This is a genomic window from Salicibibacter halophilus, assembly GCF_006740705.1.
GTDB lineage: Bacteria > Bacillota > Bacilli > Bacillales > Marinococcaceae > Salicibibacter > Salicibibacter halophilus.
Window position 1 is genome coordinate 306,610 of record NZ_CP035485.1, and the last position, 16,516, is coordinate 323,125.

General features: G+C 47.1%; 9 protein-coding genes. All 9 read left to right on the plus strand.

The window, feature by feature from the left end; all coding sequences use genetic code 11:
• The first annotated feature begins 360 nt into the window (after positions 1 to 360).
• The 9 genes from ltrA (at position 361) to EPH95_RS01640 (ending at position 16,258) form a co-directional block, all read left to right on the plus strand.
• A complete protein-coding gene (ltrA, locus tag EPH95_RS01600; RefSeq protein WP_142086757.1) occupies positions 361 to 1,689 on the plus strand; it encodes a group II intron reverse transcriptase/maturase in 1,329 nt (442 codons plus the stop codon).
• Positions 1,690 to 2,079: 390 nt separating this feature from the next.
• Complete coding sequence (locus EPH95_RS01605; protein ID WP_142086759.1) at positions 2,080 to 2,496, plus strand: hypothetical protein; 417 nt, start codon at positions 2,080 to 2,082, stop codon at positions 2,494 to 2,496.
• A 201-nt stretch (positions 2,497 to 2,697) separates the two neighbouring features.
• Positions 2,698 to 3,186: a hypothetical protein gene (locus EPH95_RS01610; protein ID WP_142086760.1), complete on the plus strand. Its 489-nt coding sequence runs from the start codon at positions 2,698 to 2,700 to the stop codon at positions 3,184 to 3,186.
• 25 nt (positions 3,187 to 3,211) lie between these two features.
• Positions 3,212 to 3,412, plus strand: coding sequence for a DUF6501 family protein (locus EPH95_RS01615; RefSeq protein ID WP_142086762.1), 201 nt, complete (start codon positions 3,212 to 3,214; stop codon positions 3,410 to 3,412).
• 156 nt (positions 3,413 to 3,568) lie between these two features.
• Positions 3,569 to 4,447, plus strand: a complete 879-nt coding sequence (locus EPH95_RS01620) for a S1C family serine protease (RefSeq protein WP_142086764.1) — start codon at positions 3,569 to 3,571, stop codon at positions 4,445 to 4,447.
• Positions 4,448 to 4,449: 2 nt separating this feature from the next.
• Positions 4,450 to 7,887 (plus strand): helicase-exonuclease AddAB subunit AddB, encoded by a 3,438-nt coding sequence (gene addB, locus EPH95_RS01625; protein WP_142086766.1) that lies wholly within the window; start codon positions 4,450 to 4,452, stop codon positions 7,885 to 7,887.
• On the plus strand, positions 7,887 to 11,654 hold the full coding sequence (gene addA / locus EPH95_RS01630; RefSeq protein WP_142086768.1) for a helicase-exonuclease AddAB subunit AddA: 3,768 nt from the start codon (positions 7,887 to 7,889) through the stop codon (positions 11,652 to 11,654). The genes addB and addA overlap by 1 nt, the downstream gene beginning before the upstream one ends.
• 12 nt (positions 11,655 to 11,666) lie before the next feature.
• Positions 11,667 to 12,863, plus strand: a complete 1,197-nt coding sequence (locus tag EPH95_RS01635) for a metallophosphoesterase family protein (RefSeq protein ID WP_142086769.1) — start codon at positions 11,667 to 11,669, stop codon at positions 12,861 to 12,863.
• Entirely contained in the window at positions 12,860 to 16,258 is a 3,399-nt protein-coding gene (locus EPH95_RS01640; protein WP_142086771.1) for an AAA family ATPase, read from the plus strand. Before EPH95_RS01635 ends, EPH95_RS01640 begins: the two co-directional genes overlap by 4 nt.
• The last annotated feature ends 258 nt before the right edge of the window (positions 16,259 to 16,516 follow it).

Below are 16,516 nucleotides of genomic sequence, written 5' to 3' on the forward strand. Positions count from 1 at the left end.
GAAAGTGATTGAGCCTCGTAAATAGTTAAAACGGGGAGGTTGACGGTGTCGAAAGACCGGAAAACGACACTCCGTATGTCATTATCGGTGAGATATACGGAGCTCCCTCGGGGTCGGAGAGCCAGGCATGCGATACAATGATGACACGAGAACTCGGGAGATCCTGTTTGTTCTTTCTTCAGTCGAAGGGAGTATGGTTGACCAAGCGATACAAAGCGAGGAAACCAGACGACAGCAGGAAGTCGGATGACCGCGTAGTACCGATGACGTCGGGTAACGCCGAAAGAGGGAAGGCAAGTGTCACGCCGACATCACCTTAACAAGGGACACATTCCCTACACACGGAGGTAGGAACACGGAATGGAAACAAAACTTGCTAGGATAGCAGAATTAGCTAAGCACAACCCAGCTATGACATTCACATCTCTTGCGCACCTGCTGAATCCTGAATACCTTATGCAATGCCATCACCAACTCCCTAACCGTAAGGCAGCTGGTGTAAAGGGAACAACCAAGATAACGTACGAGCAAAATCTTGAGGAAAATATCGAAGACTTAGTGTCTAGAATGAAACAGAAGAGCTATCGGCCCAGCCCAGCTAAGCGGGTCTATATTCCAAAGGATGAAAAGGGAAAGAAGAGACCCCTGGGGATTCCTGAACACGAAGATAAAATTGTTCAGAAAGGGATGGCGCCCATTTTGAACGCCATCTATGAGAATGATTTTCTGGATTGTTCATTTGGATTTCGTCCCCAGCGTAATTGTCATGATGCATTGAAGGTATTAAATGGGTATATAGAGAGAAGATATGTGAATTACATCGTGGATGTGGATATCAAAGGTTTCTTTGATCATGTTGACCACAAGTGGATGATGGCATTTCTGAAAGAACGTATTGGAGACCCGAGCTTTCTCCGAATCATTGCCCGTTTCCTCAAGGGCGGATACATGGAGCAAGCGAAACATTATAAGACGGAGAGCGGAACGCCGCAGGGAAACCTGATATCGCCGATACTAGCGAATGTGTATCTGCACTATGTTTTGGACCTGTGGTTTGAACAGCATGTGAAGAAAAGAATCAAAGGGCAGGCATATCTTGTGCGATACGCAGATGACTTTGTCTGCTGCTTTCAGTATCATGAAGATGCGCATGCATTCTACGATGCACTCAAGTTGAGGTTGAACAAATTTAACCTGGAAGTGGCGGAAGATAAAACGCAAATTATTCCGTTTGGGAGGTTCGCTGCGGAGAATCATAAAAAGGCGGGGAAAGGGAACCCGCCAACGTTTGATTTTCTTGGTTTCACCCATTATTGCGGCAAAAGCAAGAAAGGCAAATTTCGTGTGAAACGCAAAACAAGCAAGAAGAAAATAGCCTCCAAGCTCAAACAAACGAACCAATGGCTGAAAGCTCACCGTCATCTGGCTATGAAGGACATTGTCCGTAGACTAAACCGTTCTCTGAATGGTTATTACAACTACTACTGTATCACAGACAACGTAACCGCAGTGGTGAGGTTCCGGGATGCGGTCATCCAACAATTTTTCAAATGGATGAACCGGAGAAGCCAACGAAAGTCGTTCGGTTGGGAGAAGTTTCAGTTATTTCTTATTAAGTTTCCCTTACCGAAACCAAGGGCCAAGGTGAACATCTATGAACGAAGGAACCATATTAGCTATATTTTGTGAAAGATGTTGGTGAGGAGCCGTGTGCGTTAATTGCGCCCGCACGGATCTGTGAGGGGGAGGAGCACAATCCATACAAAAGGTGAGGCTCCCTCCTACTCGACCCATAAAAGCTTGGCGAAAAGCCAAGTTTTCTAATGAAATAGGTTTTTTAAACGGATGTTTTAATAAGGAAAAAAGAACTAATTTATGCTATTATCGTTGTAAATGTGAAAAATATTAAAAAATGGGCTTGCAAAAACGAATAAATATGATATTATATTGCTACCTGCAATACATCCCACCAAGAGATATGTATTGCAGGTGTTCTTTCCTAGAGTCTCACATTTTAGTCGCATCCATACGGTGCACACGTCAATGGGCAAACGCCTAATTTTTTGAGGAGGGATTGGCATGCGTGTACATTCAAAAGCGCGTGAACTCTGTGCGGCTATTCAAATGCGAGGCTGGTCTAACACTAGGCTTTCTCCGAATCAACATCAAGGATTTGTGCTGAATAGTCGAACAGGATGTCGTTCCTGGAAGGGAACGAAATGGGGGCTTATTTCCGAAAATACGCCGGAACGTCTCACAATCAGCGTCGATATGCCAAGAGGCCATTTTGACATTGAAGCGGCTGCCGAAAAACTGGAATTGGATATTATATCGAGTGATGAAACGACGGAAACCAGCGGTGTATATTTGGAAAACAAAGCGGACCGAAATACGTTGCACATATTCTTGTGTGAAGAAAAACTGAGCAAAACGGTATTCAACGACTCCGCGCTCGTTGATTTGATCGGTGACATTCGACGATTAAATTGTTTATAATGAACATTCCATGAATAGGGAGGAGCCAACCTCCTCCCTCGTAAAACAATCGGTCCGGCACCGGTTGTTTTTTTCGTGCAATTACGCTTCAAACCTATCGGGTTTTTTTCTCTGGATACTCATGATATAATAATGATAATTACTATCAATTAAGAAAAACGTTGCGCGTGATTGACGCGGCCAACGCCGGGAGGGATCACCATGAGCAAGGCTCCTAAACGCTATTTTTATCTTCGTTCACTGAACCATTCCATCGAACCGATTACGTGGTCAAAAATTAAAGAAGATGGGTTCGATTTAACGATTAAACGTGAAGATGTTCCTTTTTTTATTTCTTTCTTCCGGGAATTAACCGGTCTCTATGAAAACAAGGCTACCCGTGTTTCCGAGTCGCACCGCATTTACATGGAGGAGCTCGCCGCTTTCTTCCGGGAACAAGCGCGGGAAATGTCCCAATGCACGTCTTTACAAAGCGAAACCAACGTTTACGTGATACCGTTCAGCGATTTTGTTGCAGCTTTTATGTTGGCAGATGAAGCTTTCGAACGGATTTTTCAAGACAATGAAAAAATGGCGCACCATTTCGATAAAGTGCTGACGTATTACAAACGATTCAACTTAAAAGCCGATCCCATGAAAGCGCAGTTTATTTTGGATCACTTACCTGAACTCAGCTTTCATTATGAGTAAAGCCGGACGATAGGAGAGACGTTTCATGCAACATTTGCAATGGCATAGCCGTCCCCCGCTTAAAACCATTACCTGTGTCCACGCAAACGCGGAGAAGTACAAAGTGGACCGGGTGCTTACACCGGGAAAAACATACGATGTACAAAATGAAACCGATGAATTCTATTTCATTATTGATAACACCGGGATTATCGGCGGGTTTAAAAAAGATTATTTTCGCGAATGAGAAACGGTCGCCTCGGCGGCCGTTTTATCGTTTCATTGGCATCTTTTGATCCATCGTGTTATGATTTCAGAAACATATGTTCTTTATTTTCCTCTATGTCGAAACAAGTGCCTGTGCTATGATAGATAGAGGATATTAGAGGGAGACTTTTTACATATGGATCGTTTCAAACGAAGGGAACATGATGAACGAGAAGCCGGGCGCTTTGAAGAAGAGGATGATGGGACCGAACATGATCCGGAAGATGGAAGCGATGAAGATATCCCGCCGGAAGAACCTCCCTTGGAGGATTTTTACCGCGAAGAAGTAGAAGATGCGGGTACTGTAAAGAAAAAGAAAGGCAAAAAGCGTTGGATGAAGCTAGGCATTATTTTTGTGTCCTTTTTACTAGTCATCCAAGGGTCCACCGCCCTTATTCAACTTTTTCAGCCTGATGTCGTGGATTTCCTGTCAACGTCTTATGAATTATCCCAAGATGAAGATGTGGCAGATTGGCGGGAATCCGTTGTCACGTTGCAAGTGGAAAGGCCGGGGGCAACGATGCGGGGAACAGGATTTTTTATCAATGATGATGGACTCATCGCCACGAATCGCCATGTGGTGGAAGACGCGTTGCAAACGGTCGTCACCCTGCACGATGGCTCCGCTTATGAAGCAACCCCCGTGAGCGAGTCCGACGAGGTGGATTTGGCATTGATGCAAATTGAGGAAGACGTTGCTGTCGATCCCCTTCCATTGCAATCGGAAGAAGAGGATGTCGAAGAAGGAACCTATATAACGATTATCGGGAACCCGTTAAATTTCACCGGCATCGCCAACGAGGGGGAGATTATTGAAGCCGGAAATCCAACAACCATTTCCGCCCCTACCTACCGGGGAAACAGTGGCAGCCCTGCCATTAATGAGGAAGGAGAGGTCGTCGGTGTCATTTTTGCAACAAGGCACCAGCCAATGGGACAAGGAGAAAGTGTAGGTTTGATGGTTCCCGTCGATGAAGTATGGCGGCACATTCATGAGTTAGGAGAGGAAGGGTAAGCATGCAACTGCGTTTTTATTTGGGAAAAAGCGGAAGCGGGAAAACGACCACCCTTTTGAATGAAGTGGAACGTGCATTATCCGAAGAAGCTGTCGACGGTCCGCCCATTCTCTTTCTCGTTCCGGAACAAATGACGTTTCAAATCGAATACCAGTTGACAAAAAAACTCGGCGGAATGTCTCGTGCGCATGTGTTGAGTTTTTCACGTCTGGCGCTGCGGGTATTGCAGGAAACCGGGGGAAACACCGAAGATCGTTTGCAACGGGCCGGGGTTCATATGCTTCTTCGCAAAATCGTGGAAGAGGAGAAAAAGCATTTCCGGGTGTATGGGAGAGCAGCCGATACGGACGGCTTTATCCATGAGCTGGAACAGATGATGACGGAAATGCGCCGGCAAGCGCTGACACCGGAGCTGATTACCGAAAAGCAATCAGAAATGGAAAAGGATGGAAAAACGGCAGGGCTGCGCGATAAACTTCATGATATTTCCCTTGTTTTTGAGCGTTTTGAACAAGCTTTTCAAGGTACGTACATGAACACGGAAGAAGCGTTAAAACGACTCATCCAACAATTACCGGATTCGGAGTGGCTAAGGGATGCTATCGTTTATATCGATGGATTTTATGATTTCAGCCCCCAGGAGCTATATGTCATTGAATCCCTGTTTCCCAAAGTGAAGGAAATGACCGCCGCCCTCACCATTGACCATGTCCCAAATCAAGAGATGAGCCCCAATGAGCTTGACCGTTTCTACCTGACAGCGAAAACATATACAAAACTGACGACACTGGCCAAAGCAAATAACATCGGCTGGAACGTCCGCACGTTTTCAGATCCTTCCCCAAGTACTCAAGAAAAAGGGCAAGCACTTCAGTTGTTTGAAGCGGTAAATCGGCGCGCGGAAGTGGAAGGTGTTGCGCGAGAGATCATTGAGCTCGTTCGCGACCGTGGCTATCAATACGGGGACATTGCCCTTCTCGTGCGTGACGACCGACCGTACGATGAATTGCTGAAACGCGTGTTTGGCCGGTTTGAAATTCCGATATTTTTGGATGAAAAAAGATCGATGATGCACCACCCGGTCGTCGAACTTATTCGCTCCACACTTGAGATCGTTGAAAAAAATTGGCCGTTTGAAGCCGTTTTTCGCGCTTTCAAAACCGATTTGTTTTTTTCACCCACCGACCGTTGGAGGGACTGGCGCGAGAAAGTGGATGAGCTGGAAAACTATGTGTTAGCTAACGGCATTTACGGAAACAAATGGAAAGACCAGCAACATTGGCATTACAGACGACACCGAAATGTGATGGATACCGACGGGCAGACCGACATGGAAAAAAAGATTGAAGCCCGCATTAACAACACCCGGGATGCGTTGATCGCACCGTTGCTCACGTTGGAAACGCGTTTAAAACAGAGCGGAAGTGTACGTGCACGATGTGAAGCATTGTATCTTTTTTTCGAAGAATTGCAGCTGCCGGCTAAAATTGAAAGAATGCGGGATCAAGCGATCGAAGATGGGGCGTTGGAAAGTGCTGCCGAACATGATCAAGTGTGGGAAAATGTGATGGATCTGCTCGATCAATTTGTGGACGCGGCCGGAGATGATGATCTTTCCTTTTTTTACTTTAATCGTATGATGGATGCTGGATTGGAGAGTATGCAATTTGCGATCGTTCCGCCTGCCATTGACCAAGTGACGATTGCCGATATGGAACGTTCTCGTCTCCCGGATGTGCGTGTCACCTTTATTATCGGCGTGAACGAAGGCATTCTGCCGGCCAAACCGGAAGAGGAAGGGCTCATCCGTGACCGTGAACGCGATCAACTGGAAAACATCGGCATATCCGTCGGCCCTTCGGCCAATGAGCGTCTTTGGAATGAACCCTTTTACTTATATATGGCCGAAGCCAGTCCGGCTGATTTGCTTATTTACTCCTACGCGCTTGCCGATGAAGATGGGAAAACATTACTTCCTTCCCCTCTTATCGGACGTTTGCGGGAACAAAATCCAACCATGCCGAAAACATTTATCGAAGCTGATGCCGGCAGTGCTGAGGAAAATATGCAATGGACCTTTATCAATCACCCGGAACAATCGATTGAAGAATTAGCCATGCAATTGCAGAAATGGCGAAACGGCGAAGACATCCCTGACATTTGGTGGCACGTCTACAATTGGTTAGCGGCAAAACCAAAGTGGAAGGATCGCTTGCGAACCGCGTTGGGCAGTTTATTTTACAAAAACCACGCCATAAGGTTGGATGATGAAACGACGAGGGAGCTTTACGGCGAAGACATCCAAACAAGCGTCAGCCGGATGGAAATGTTTCAAAAATGTGCGTTTCGGCACTTCGGCACACATGGGTTAGGGTTAAAAGAACGGGAGGTTTTTAAATTGGAACCTCCCGATATCGGCGAACTTTTTCATGCTGCCCTTAAAGATGTAGCGGAAGTTGTTCGGGAGAACAATCTCGTTTGGTCGGATCTTTCCGATCGCGAGTGCGCGAAGATTGCCCGTGATACCGTAGAGAATCTGTTGCCCCACGTTCAACGGAATATTATGTACAGCACCAATCGACACGCCTACTTAAGCAAAAAGTTGGAAGACGTCATCGTCCATACGACGAAGACGTTAAGGACCCAGGCGCAATCATCAAGTTTCGTCCCCATTGGACTTGAAGTCCAATTCGGCAAACAAGAAGGAAATATCCCCACCTATGCATTTCGGCTAAACAACGGAAGAAGCCTTTCGTTACGCGGACGTATTGACCGCGTGGATCATGCCAAAAGCGAGGACGGTGATCTGTTGCGTGTGATCGACTATAAATCGAGCAGGCAGCAATGGCGTTTATCCGATGCTTTTCACGGGATTTCCTTACAAATGCCGGTCTATTTGGATATCATCTTGCATAGTTCCAAACAATGGTTGGGCGCGGATGCGGATATAGGGGGAATGTTTTATTTTCATGTCCACAATCCAATCGTCGAAGCAGATGAGAGCATGGATGATACGAATATTGCCGATCGACTTTTAAAACAATTTAAGATGCAAGGGGTTTTGCCCGCGGATGAAAATATTGCCACCCTAATGGATGAAAAGCTTCATGAAGGAGGCCATTCGACCATTATCCCTGCTTTCATGAAAAAGGGCGGCGGGATTTCCGATTCCAAATCATCCGTCGTTTCGCAAGAAGATTTTCAATCACTGCGACGGTATTTGCGCGCCAAAATGAAAGAAATTGGTGAAGAGCTGACGGATGGGAATATCGGGATCGAACCTTATCGCACCGATAAAAACGAAATCGCGTGCACCTACTGTCCGCTTCAATCGGTTTGTCAATTTGACCCTACGCTCTCAAGCAATGACTATCGATTGCTGCCAACCCTTTCGAATAAAGAAACGATGGAGAAAATGAAGCGAGAGGAGGAACAGTAATGAACCCCGATACGGAACCGGTGCAGTGGCAGATCGATGAAAAGCCTTCTAACGTTCGCTGGACCGATGACCAATGGCGTGCGATTGCGCTTCGCGGAGGAAATATTCTCGTCTCAGCGGCCGCCGGAAGCGGAAAGACCGCTGTGCTCGTTGAACGGATCGCCCGTAGAGTTATCGACCCGAATGACCCTGCAGAGATCGATCGCTTGCTCGTCGTCACCTTTACAAACGCGGCAGCAGCTGAAATGAGTGTGCGCATTGGCGAACGACTGGATGAAGCAATAAAAGATAATCCCGGATCATTGCATTTACAACGGCAGCGCCAATTGTTAAACCGTGCCCATATCTCCACGCTTCATTCTTTTTGCAATGAAGTGATACGGCACTATTACTATGAAGCAAGTATTGACCCGAACGTGAGGGTGGCCAATGATACCGAACGGGAAATTTTAAAAGAAGAAGTGCTGGACGAGCTGTTGGAAGAATATTACGGTTCCGGGGAGGCGCATTTCTTTGAGCTGGTAGACGCTTACAGCGGCGACCGCAGTGATGAAGGTATCCGCAAGTTACTGCTTTCCATATTTACGCAAGCACGTGCGCACCCGGAACCTAGTCGTTGGCTGGAAGAGGCGGCTTGCATGTATGAATATCCATATGAAAATGTGGAAGACACCCCATGGGGAGCCTCTTTTCAAGCATACGCCCGTGAAAAATTGCAAGTCGCTATCGAAGCATTGCAAAAAGCAATCTCCCTTGCCGAACACCCTTCCGGCCCAGCGAAATACATCGACGTGCTAACAAGGGAAAAACAAATGTTGGAATCGTTGATCCAGGACCAGACTTGGGACAATTGGCACGCAACATTCAAACATTTCTCCCCGGAAAGGATGCCCGCCAAAGATAAAGAAGCGGAAGCGTCGATAGCAAAAGAAAGCAAAAGCTATCGGGATCAAGCAAAAGATATTATAAATGATGTTGCCGATATATTTGCCGCGAGCCCCAATGCTCATTTGGATAAGATTCGCGATATGAAAGAACATGTACGTTTGCTCATGACGCTCGTCCAAGCATTTAGCGATCGCTACGCAGCTGTAAAAAAAGAAAAAGCCCTTATCGACTATGAAGACTTGGAACATTTAACCTTGCAAATCTTGCGGGAAGAAAACGGAAAAACCCCATCGATGGTGGCTCTTGCCTACCAAGACTATTTTACGGAAATTCTTACGGATGAGTACCAGGATACAAACCGGGTCCAAGAAGCGATTCTTCAGTTGCTTTCCAACGGTTGCAACCGTTTCATGGTCGGGGATGTAAAACAGAGCATTTACCGTTTTCGCCTCGCTGAGCCTTCGCTTTTTTTGGAAAAACAACAAAGCTATGGAACATTGAAAAGCGCAGATGTGCGAAACATCAGAAGTGAAGGTGTCCGCGTGGACCTCGCGGAGAACTTTCGCAGCAGAAAACAAGTACTCGATGGCGTCAACTATGTTTTTAAGCAAGTCATGGATGAAACAATTGGCGATGTCCAATATGACGAGCGCCAAGTGCTTCGTTACGGGAACATGGACTATGATCAAAGTGCCACAGGATATGAAAACGAGGTTGTGTTGTTAGATCGATCAGGGCATGCGAACGCCGATGAGGAAGAAGAGCTTCAAACCGCTGAAAAAGAAGGGCAATGGATCGCGGAGAAGATTGAATCGATGGTGGAAAGCCGTTTTCCCGTATATGATAAACACCTTGGTCAAACCCGGCCGCTGGAATATCGGGACATTACGGTGTTGATGCGTACCATGAATGCAGCGCCAACGTTTATGGATGTCTTTAAGCAAGCGGGCATTCCAACGTACGCTGCCCAATCCGGCGGGTATTTCAGACGAGTGGAAGTGCAAGTCATGATGGCTTTGTTGCGTGTCATAGACAATCCGTACCAAGACATCCCGTTAGCAAGCGTACTCCGCTCGCCAATCGTCGGCCTGCGCGAGAATGAACTGGCCGAGATCCGCTTGGCCGGTAAGGGACAGCCGTTCTATGAAGCGATGAAAAAAATTGTTGCGGAACAGCCCGTCCTTCCGGGCGACGCTAAACTATCGTTTATCGAAGAAAAGCAAAGGGCGGGTGGAGAATGGAGAAACCGGGTGGCGGCTTTTTACAGCCATTTACAAAAATGGCGCTCCCAAGCGCGCAATCATTCGCTTTCCCAGTTAATTTGGGATTTGTTCCATGAAACGGGCTATGATGCATTCGTAGGCGGTCTCCCCGGTGGCAAAGAAAGACAGGCAAACCTCCATGCCCTTTATGATCGGGCGCGTGCCTATGAACAAACATCCTTTCGTGGACTGTTCCGCTTCCTGCGTTTCGTCGACCGCATGGAAGAAAGAGGAGACGATTTGGAAGTCGCGCGCACCCTCGGTGAACAAGAAAATGTCGTAAAGATCATGTCGGTGCATAAAAGCAAGGGGCTAGAGTTCCCTGTCCTTTTTGTGGCCGGGATGACCAAACAATTTAATCTAAAAGATGCCCAATCGCCCATACAAATTCATCAATCGCTCGGATTTGGGTCCAAATATACGGACACTGAAAAACGCGCGACGTTTCAAACATTGCCTCTCATCACCATTAAAGAAGAAGCCCGAAAGGAGCAAATATCAGAGGAGCTCCGCATTCTTTACGTCGCAATGACTCGTGCCAAAGAAAAAGCTATTCTTGTAGGTTCCTCGAAAGACCGGGAAAAAACGGTGGAGACATGGATGAAAAAAACAACGGCAGAGCATGAGCAATTGCCATTTCAAACAAGGGCGCAGGCAAAAACGTTTTTCGATTGGATCGGCCCTTCCATCATACGGCATCCCGCTTCAAGCGTATTGCGTGAAACAGCGGAAAACCCTTCCGCGTTTACCCTTGCGGATGAATCCGAGTGGAACGTTGACCTTGCTGATACCCAAGGCTTTTCTGCCGATGAATCAAAAAGCGATGATTTGGAAACGACGTTGACCAAGGTGCAAGCATTACAGCCCGTTGAGATAGCATCACAAGACGATACCGATGCCGCTCTCGTGCAAAAACGTCTTGATTGGACATATCCCCGGCTCTCGGCAACGACGCATTTTGCAAAACAGAGTGTAAGCGAAATAAAAAAGCGTACCGACAACGAAGATCCATATGCTGCGAAACCGATGCGCGAACATCATTTTCAATCTACCAATGCTACGCGGCCCCGTTTCATGCAAGAAGACAAGGGTTCACTTCATCGTGCCGAAATCGGAACGGCGATGCATACGGTGATGCAACGCATCTCCCTTCAAGTGGATACCATTTCTCAAATTGAAGCAGCGATCGAGGAAATGAAAGAAAACGAACAGTTAAGCGAAACACAAGCACAAGCGATTGATATTCACGCCATTTTTCGTTTTCTTCAATCCGATCTAGGAAAACGAGTTCGACAGTCCTCTCACGTCTATCGGGAAGTGCCGTTTACATTCGTCAAGCCCGCGGACCAAATCTATTCTGGTTGGAGCGATAAAGATCCGGAGCCAATCCTTATTCAAGGGGTGGCCGACTGTTTATTTCGTGATGATGATCAACGTCTCGTTCTTATTGATTATAAGAACGATCAGATCAACAGTCGCATGAATGAGACTTTGCTTCGCAATCGTTATGAAGAACAGGTGCAACTCTACGCGGAAGCCATCGAACAGATATGGAAAATAGACGTACGTGAAAAATATTTATATTTCTTTGATGGCGGCTTTACGATTCAGATATGAAGGAGATTTTTTATGCGAATTTTACACACCGCGGACTGGCACTTGGGGCGTACATTGGAAGGCAGGGACCGCAAACCGGAGCATGAGGCATTTATGGATGAACTCATGACGATCATCGATGAGTATGCTATTGATGCCATTCTGATTGCCGGTGATCTTTTTGACAGCAGCAACCCACCTGCAGATGCCGAACGTTTTTATTATGAAAGCATGCGCAGGCTCTCCGATCAAGGAAAGCGGCCGGTCGTTCTCATCGCCGGCAACCACGACCAACCGGAACGATTGTCAGCCGCGATGCCCCTCGTGCAAGAACAGCACATTTACATGGTCGGATTGCCGCAATCCGCGGCGGTGAAAATTCCGATCAAGCGTGAAAAGGCCCATTTACACATTGCTGCGCTCCCATATCCCTCTGAGGCAAGGTTAAAGGAGAGCTTTTCCGGTGCCGAGGCATTTTCAGGAGATGATGAGACATATCGGACCGAGTATGATGAACGCATTGCCCGTTTATTTCAACAGCTAAGCAGCGGGTTCACAAATGGTAACGTCAATATGGCGATGAGTCATCTATTTTTGGCTGGAGGCGCCGGTTCGGAATCGGAACGTCCGATCGAAATGGGCGGTGCATACACCGTGCGCCCACGAAGTCTTCCCGAGAACGTTGCCTACACTGCTTTAGGCCATTTACATCGCCCCCAGTGGGTAAAAGAAGCAGCATCACCGGCCCGCTATGCCGGTTCCCCATTGGCATTCTCTTTTAATGAGGCGGGTACGGCCAAATCGGTAACGGTGATTGACGCAAAGCCCGATGAACAGGCTCAAGTGACAGAAGTACCGCTCTCGAGCGGGAAACGGCTGACACGTTGGCGGGCCACTGAAGGGATTTCACAAGTGCACCGCTGGTTGGATGAACGTCATGGAATGAACGATTGGATTGATGTATCGATTCATAGCGAGCACACACTCAAACCCAATGAGATTCAAGCGATCCGTCGTTCTCACCCGGGAATTGTCACCATTCGAACCGTTTTACCCGAGGAGGCGCTCAAACCAATGGAATCACGGCAACACTTACCCATTGATGAATTATTCCGGCAATTTTATGAGAAAAAGAGTGATGGAGCTACGCCGGAACCTGAACTGACGCAACTATTTTTGGAAATTCTGGAAGAAGATGATCGCTTACGAGAGGAGGTCACTGTCCGTTGAGACCATTGCAGTTAAATGTACGGGGCCTGCATAGTTTTCGCGAAGAACAGACGATAGATTTCAATCAACTCTGTGATGGTGGCGTCTTCGGCATTTTCGGCCCGACCGGGAGCGGAAAATCGTCCATTCTGGACGCGATGACCTTTGCTCTATATGGGAAAATTAGCCGCTCGGGAAATGCCGGTGCGAGCATGATTAACCAATCGGAGACGGAAGCCGCCGTTTCTTTTTCCTTTCGGCTCGGCGACCGTACGTTTATCGCTGAAAGAAAGGCCAAACGAAAAGATACGCGCCTCGAAACCACGCGTTCCCGCTTTATTGAAACGACCGAAGCGCCGGTTGTTTTGGCAGACAAAAAGGGAGAGATGGACCGAGAGATAGAAGCAATGATCGGGTTGAAAATAGAAGATTTCACCCGCGCGGTCGTTCTCCCTCAGAATAAATTTTCCGAATTTCTCGGCCTCAAAGGCGCCGAACGTAGCAAAATGCTGCAACGATTGTTTGATTTAGGGAAATACGGAGATGATTTAAACGAGAAAATCAAAAAACATCACGACGGGGCAAATGCAAAGAAAGACACCATTGAAGCGGAGCAGAAGGGGCTCGGGGATGCTTCCAAAGAGGCGTTGACGGAAGCGAGACAGGCGATTGTCCAAACCGAAAATGCGCTACATAGAGAAGAAACCGAAAAAAATGAGCTGGAAAGCAAATGGCAAGTGGCAAAAGAAATACTTCAACAGCAGAAGATAAAAGATGAACTCGAAAGTGAGCTGGCCTCCCTGTCGGAAGAGCGACCAAACCATGAAAAGCGGCGGCAATCGTTGCGTATCAGCGCGATCGCGAATCAGCTGCTCCCGTATCGGGAAGAGCAGGAACGGAGTGAACGTGAACAGCATGAGGCTGAAAAAACGTTAAGAGAAAGCAATAAGCAAGTGGAAAAAAATAGAAATAAAGAAGAAGAAGCACAAGCTTTTTACCGGAAAACAAGGGAAAATCGACAAGCAGAAGAGCCAAAACTCAACGTGAAAATCGCTCAACTTGAAGAAGCAAAAGCATTGGAAACAGAGCTGCAAACGTCTGCTAGAAAAATGGACGAGATCCGGGAAGAAGAATCACGTTTATCAAAACAACAAGAAGCCGCGGAGCACAACTGGCAACAAGCACAGGAAGAGGAAACGAATGCAAAACAATGGATGCAGAAGACAGAAGAGCAACTGAACGCCCTAGAAGCATCCCAACCCAAACGGGAGCAAATCCGACAGGCTTTTGAGAAGGGAAAAGCGTTACAGCAACAAGCCGAGCGCTTGGAAGAAGAAAAAGACACGGAAACCAACGCCATGGATAAAGTTAAACAGCAGGAAGCTTACATGAAAGAAGAAAAGAAGAACAGGGATGACACGTTTGAGCGGATTGCTTCTGCCCAAAACAAGCTTTACCAGTGGTATTTTGATTTAAGCGAAGCAAAAAGGGAACAACAGTCGCTCATGGCGACTATCAAGGACATGCAAGCGAGCAACATGCATGTGCACGAGGCGAAAGCGGTTCACGCGCTCGTTTCCCGGCTGGAACAAGGAAAAGCTTGCCCTGTTTGCGGATCGACCAACCATCCGGCACCTGGAAGTTCGCTTGATACGGCAAGTCATGATCATGATTTGCTTCAGGCTGTCTACGAACGATTGGAAGCAGCAACGAACATTGACCGATACATTTGGGATCTTGAGCATCATTCCGGGCAAATCGCGGCAATAACAGAGCAAAAAGAAGCACAACTAGCGACAGACAAAAGCGGGGCGCCTTCTCATCCAAAACGTTTAAGCGGCTTGGCGACGGAGGATGCACAAACGCAGGTGGACCAATTTTTGCATAAGCTGGAAGCGAAACCCAAGGCGTTGGATATGCTCATAGGTAATACAAAACAATGGCTCGAACAAGCGCAAAACCATTCCTCTAATCTCAAAGAAATCGAAGCACTTTCCAAGCAAACAATGTCCAACCTCGAAGACGCAACGCTGAAAAAACAAAAGCAGGAAGCTATCTACGATAAACAAAAGAACGAATGGCACGATTCTTTCCCCGGCCATTCCTTGCAAACGATTCATGAAGAATGGGAAACAGCACAGAAAGACCATGAACAGCAGGAAGAACTAAGGGAAGAGGTCCGTCGACAACAAAAACATTTGGAATCATTACGAGAAAAAATACAGCAAACAGAATCCAATCGAACCAATGTACAGATGTCCCTTCTGCAGCGCAAGGCAGAAAGGGAACAGCAAGAAAAAGAACATCGGCAGGCCCAATCAAAGCTTGATGAAACAATTGGCAATAACACGTCAGCTACGAAAGCATTGAAGGATGCCGAAGAAACTCTCCGGCGTTTGCGAAACGAAGAGAAAACAGCGGAAGATACGTTGCAACAAACGACCGCCAGCCGTCAAAAAGCAGAACAAACAAAAGCGGCTGCGGAGGAACAATATACGACTGTTTCCCGTAACCACGCATTGGCAAACGAACGTTGGGAACAGCAGAAAAACACGAACGAAGGAAAAGAAGCTGAAAAAATTTTGGAAGGAGCATTGGACAGCGCCACACTTCAAGTTTACGCCCTAAGTGTTGAAAAACGGAACGAGTACGAAACGAAAATCCAACGATTTGAAACACAATGGACCCAAACGAAACAACGGTTAGCGGAAATAGATGAAACATTGGACGGAAAGCGGATGACAGACGAAGAATGGAAAGCACTAGATGAAGCATTTCAACAACAAACAGAACAAGTCGAACAAAGGAAGGAAGAACGAAGCGTTGCCCGCTCAAAATGGGAAGAGCTGCAAGAAAAGCACCACCGTTATGAAAAACTCGAGGAAGAACGGCAACAACTGGCGACAAAAATCGGTCGTTATCAAGAATTGGAAAGGGTTTTTAAAGGGAAAGCATTTGTTAATTTTATCGCCGAGGAACAACTAGTGCAGGTGACCCGCCATGCCTCCGAGCGGCTTCATGCCCTCACGCAGGGGAGGTATGCCCTGGCCCTTGATTCAGACAATAACTTTTTAATTGCCGATTACTTTAACGGCGGACAACAACGACCGACATCCACACTCTCCGGAGGGGAGACTTTTTTAACTTCGTTGGCACTTGCCCTCTCCCTGTCCGTTTCCATTCAATTAAGAGGCCAATATCCACTGGAATTCTTTTTCCTTGATGAAGGCTTCGGCACGCTGGATGCCGAATTGTTGGACACCGTAGTCACCGCCCTTGAACAATTACAGACCGACCATCTTGCCGTCGGGGTCATTAGCCACGTTCCCGAGCTGCAAGAACGACTGCATAAACGCTTGCTTGTGAAAGCGCCAAAACCTGATGGGCAGGGGAGCCAGTTAATAATCACAAGCTGATATTGGCAAACGTTGGGCTTCTCCCTACGCAATCAAGGACTTACCGGCATACAATAGAGTAAAAATAAAAGTAATGAGGGACTGGTATGTCATTTGATTCACGTATGCATTTAGGGGCGGATCGTTATAAAGGGGATCGGGAAAAAGCGCTATGCCTGAAGCCAAAAGATTCGTGCCCCAACTTTTGCATGGTTTGCTACTTTTTGCGGAAGTGTTGTTGAAAAATGAAGTTGGATGGAAGGCCATGAGGCGAAAGGC

Coding starts and splice junctions, on each gene's coding strand:
- EPH95_RS01635 (WP_142086769.1), top strand. CDS start 11,667: ATGCGAATTTTACACACCGCGGACTGGCACTTGGGGCGTACATTGGAA.
- EPH95_RS01605 (WP_142086759.1), top strand. CDS start 2,080: ATGCGTGTACATTCAAAAGCGCGTGAACTCTGTGCGGCTATTCAAATG.
- EPH95_RS01615 (WP_142086762.1), top strand. CDS start 3,212: ATGCAACATTTGCAATGGCATAGCCGTCCCCCGCTTAAAACCATTACC.
- EPH95_RS01610 (WP_142086760.1), top strand. CDS start 2,698: ATGAGCAAGGCTCCTAAACGCTATTTTTATCTTCGTTCACTGAACCAT.
- addA (WP_142086768.1), top strand. CDS start 7,887: ATGAACCCCGATACGGAACCGGTGCAGTGGCAGATCGATGAAAAGCCT.
- ltrA (WP_142086757.1), top strand. CDS start 361: ATGGAAACAAAACTTGCTAGGATAGCAGAATTAGCTAAGCACAACCCA.
- EPH95_RS01620 (WP_142086764.1), top strand. CDS start 3,569: ATGGATCGTTTCAAACGAAGGGAACATGATGAACGAGAAGCCGGGCGC.
- addB (WP_142086766.1), top strand. CDS start 4,450: ATGCAACTGCGTTTTTATTTGGGAAAAAGCGGAAGCGGGAAAACGACC.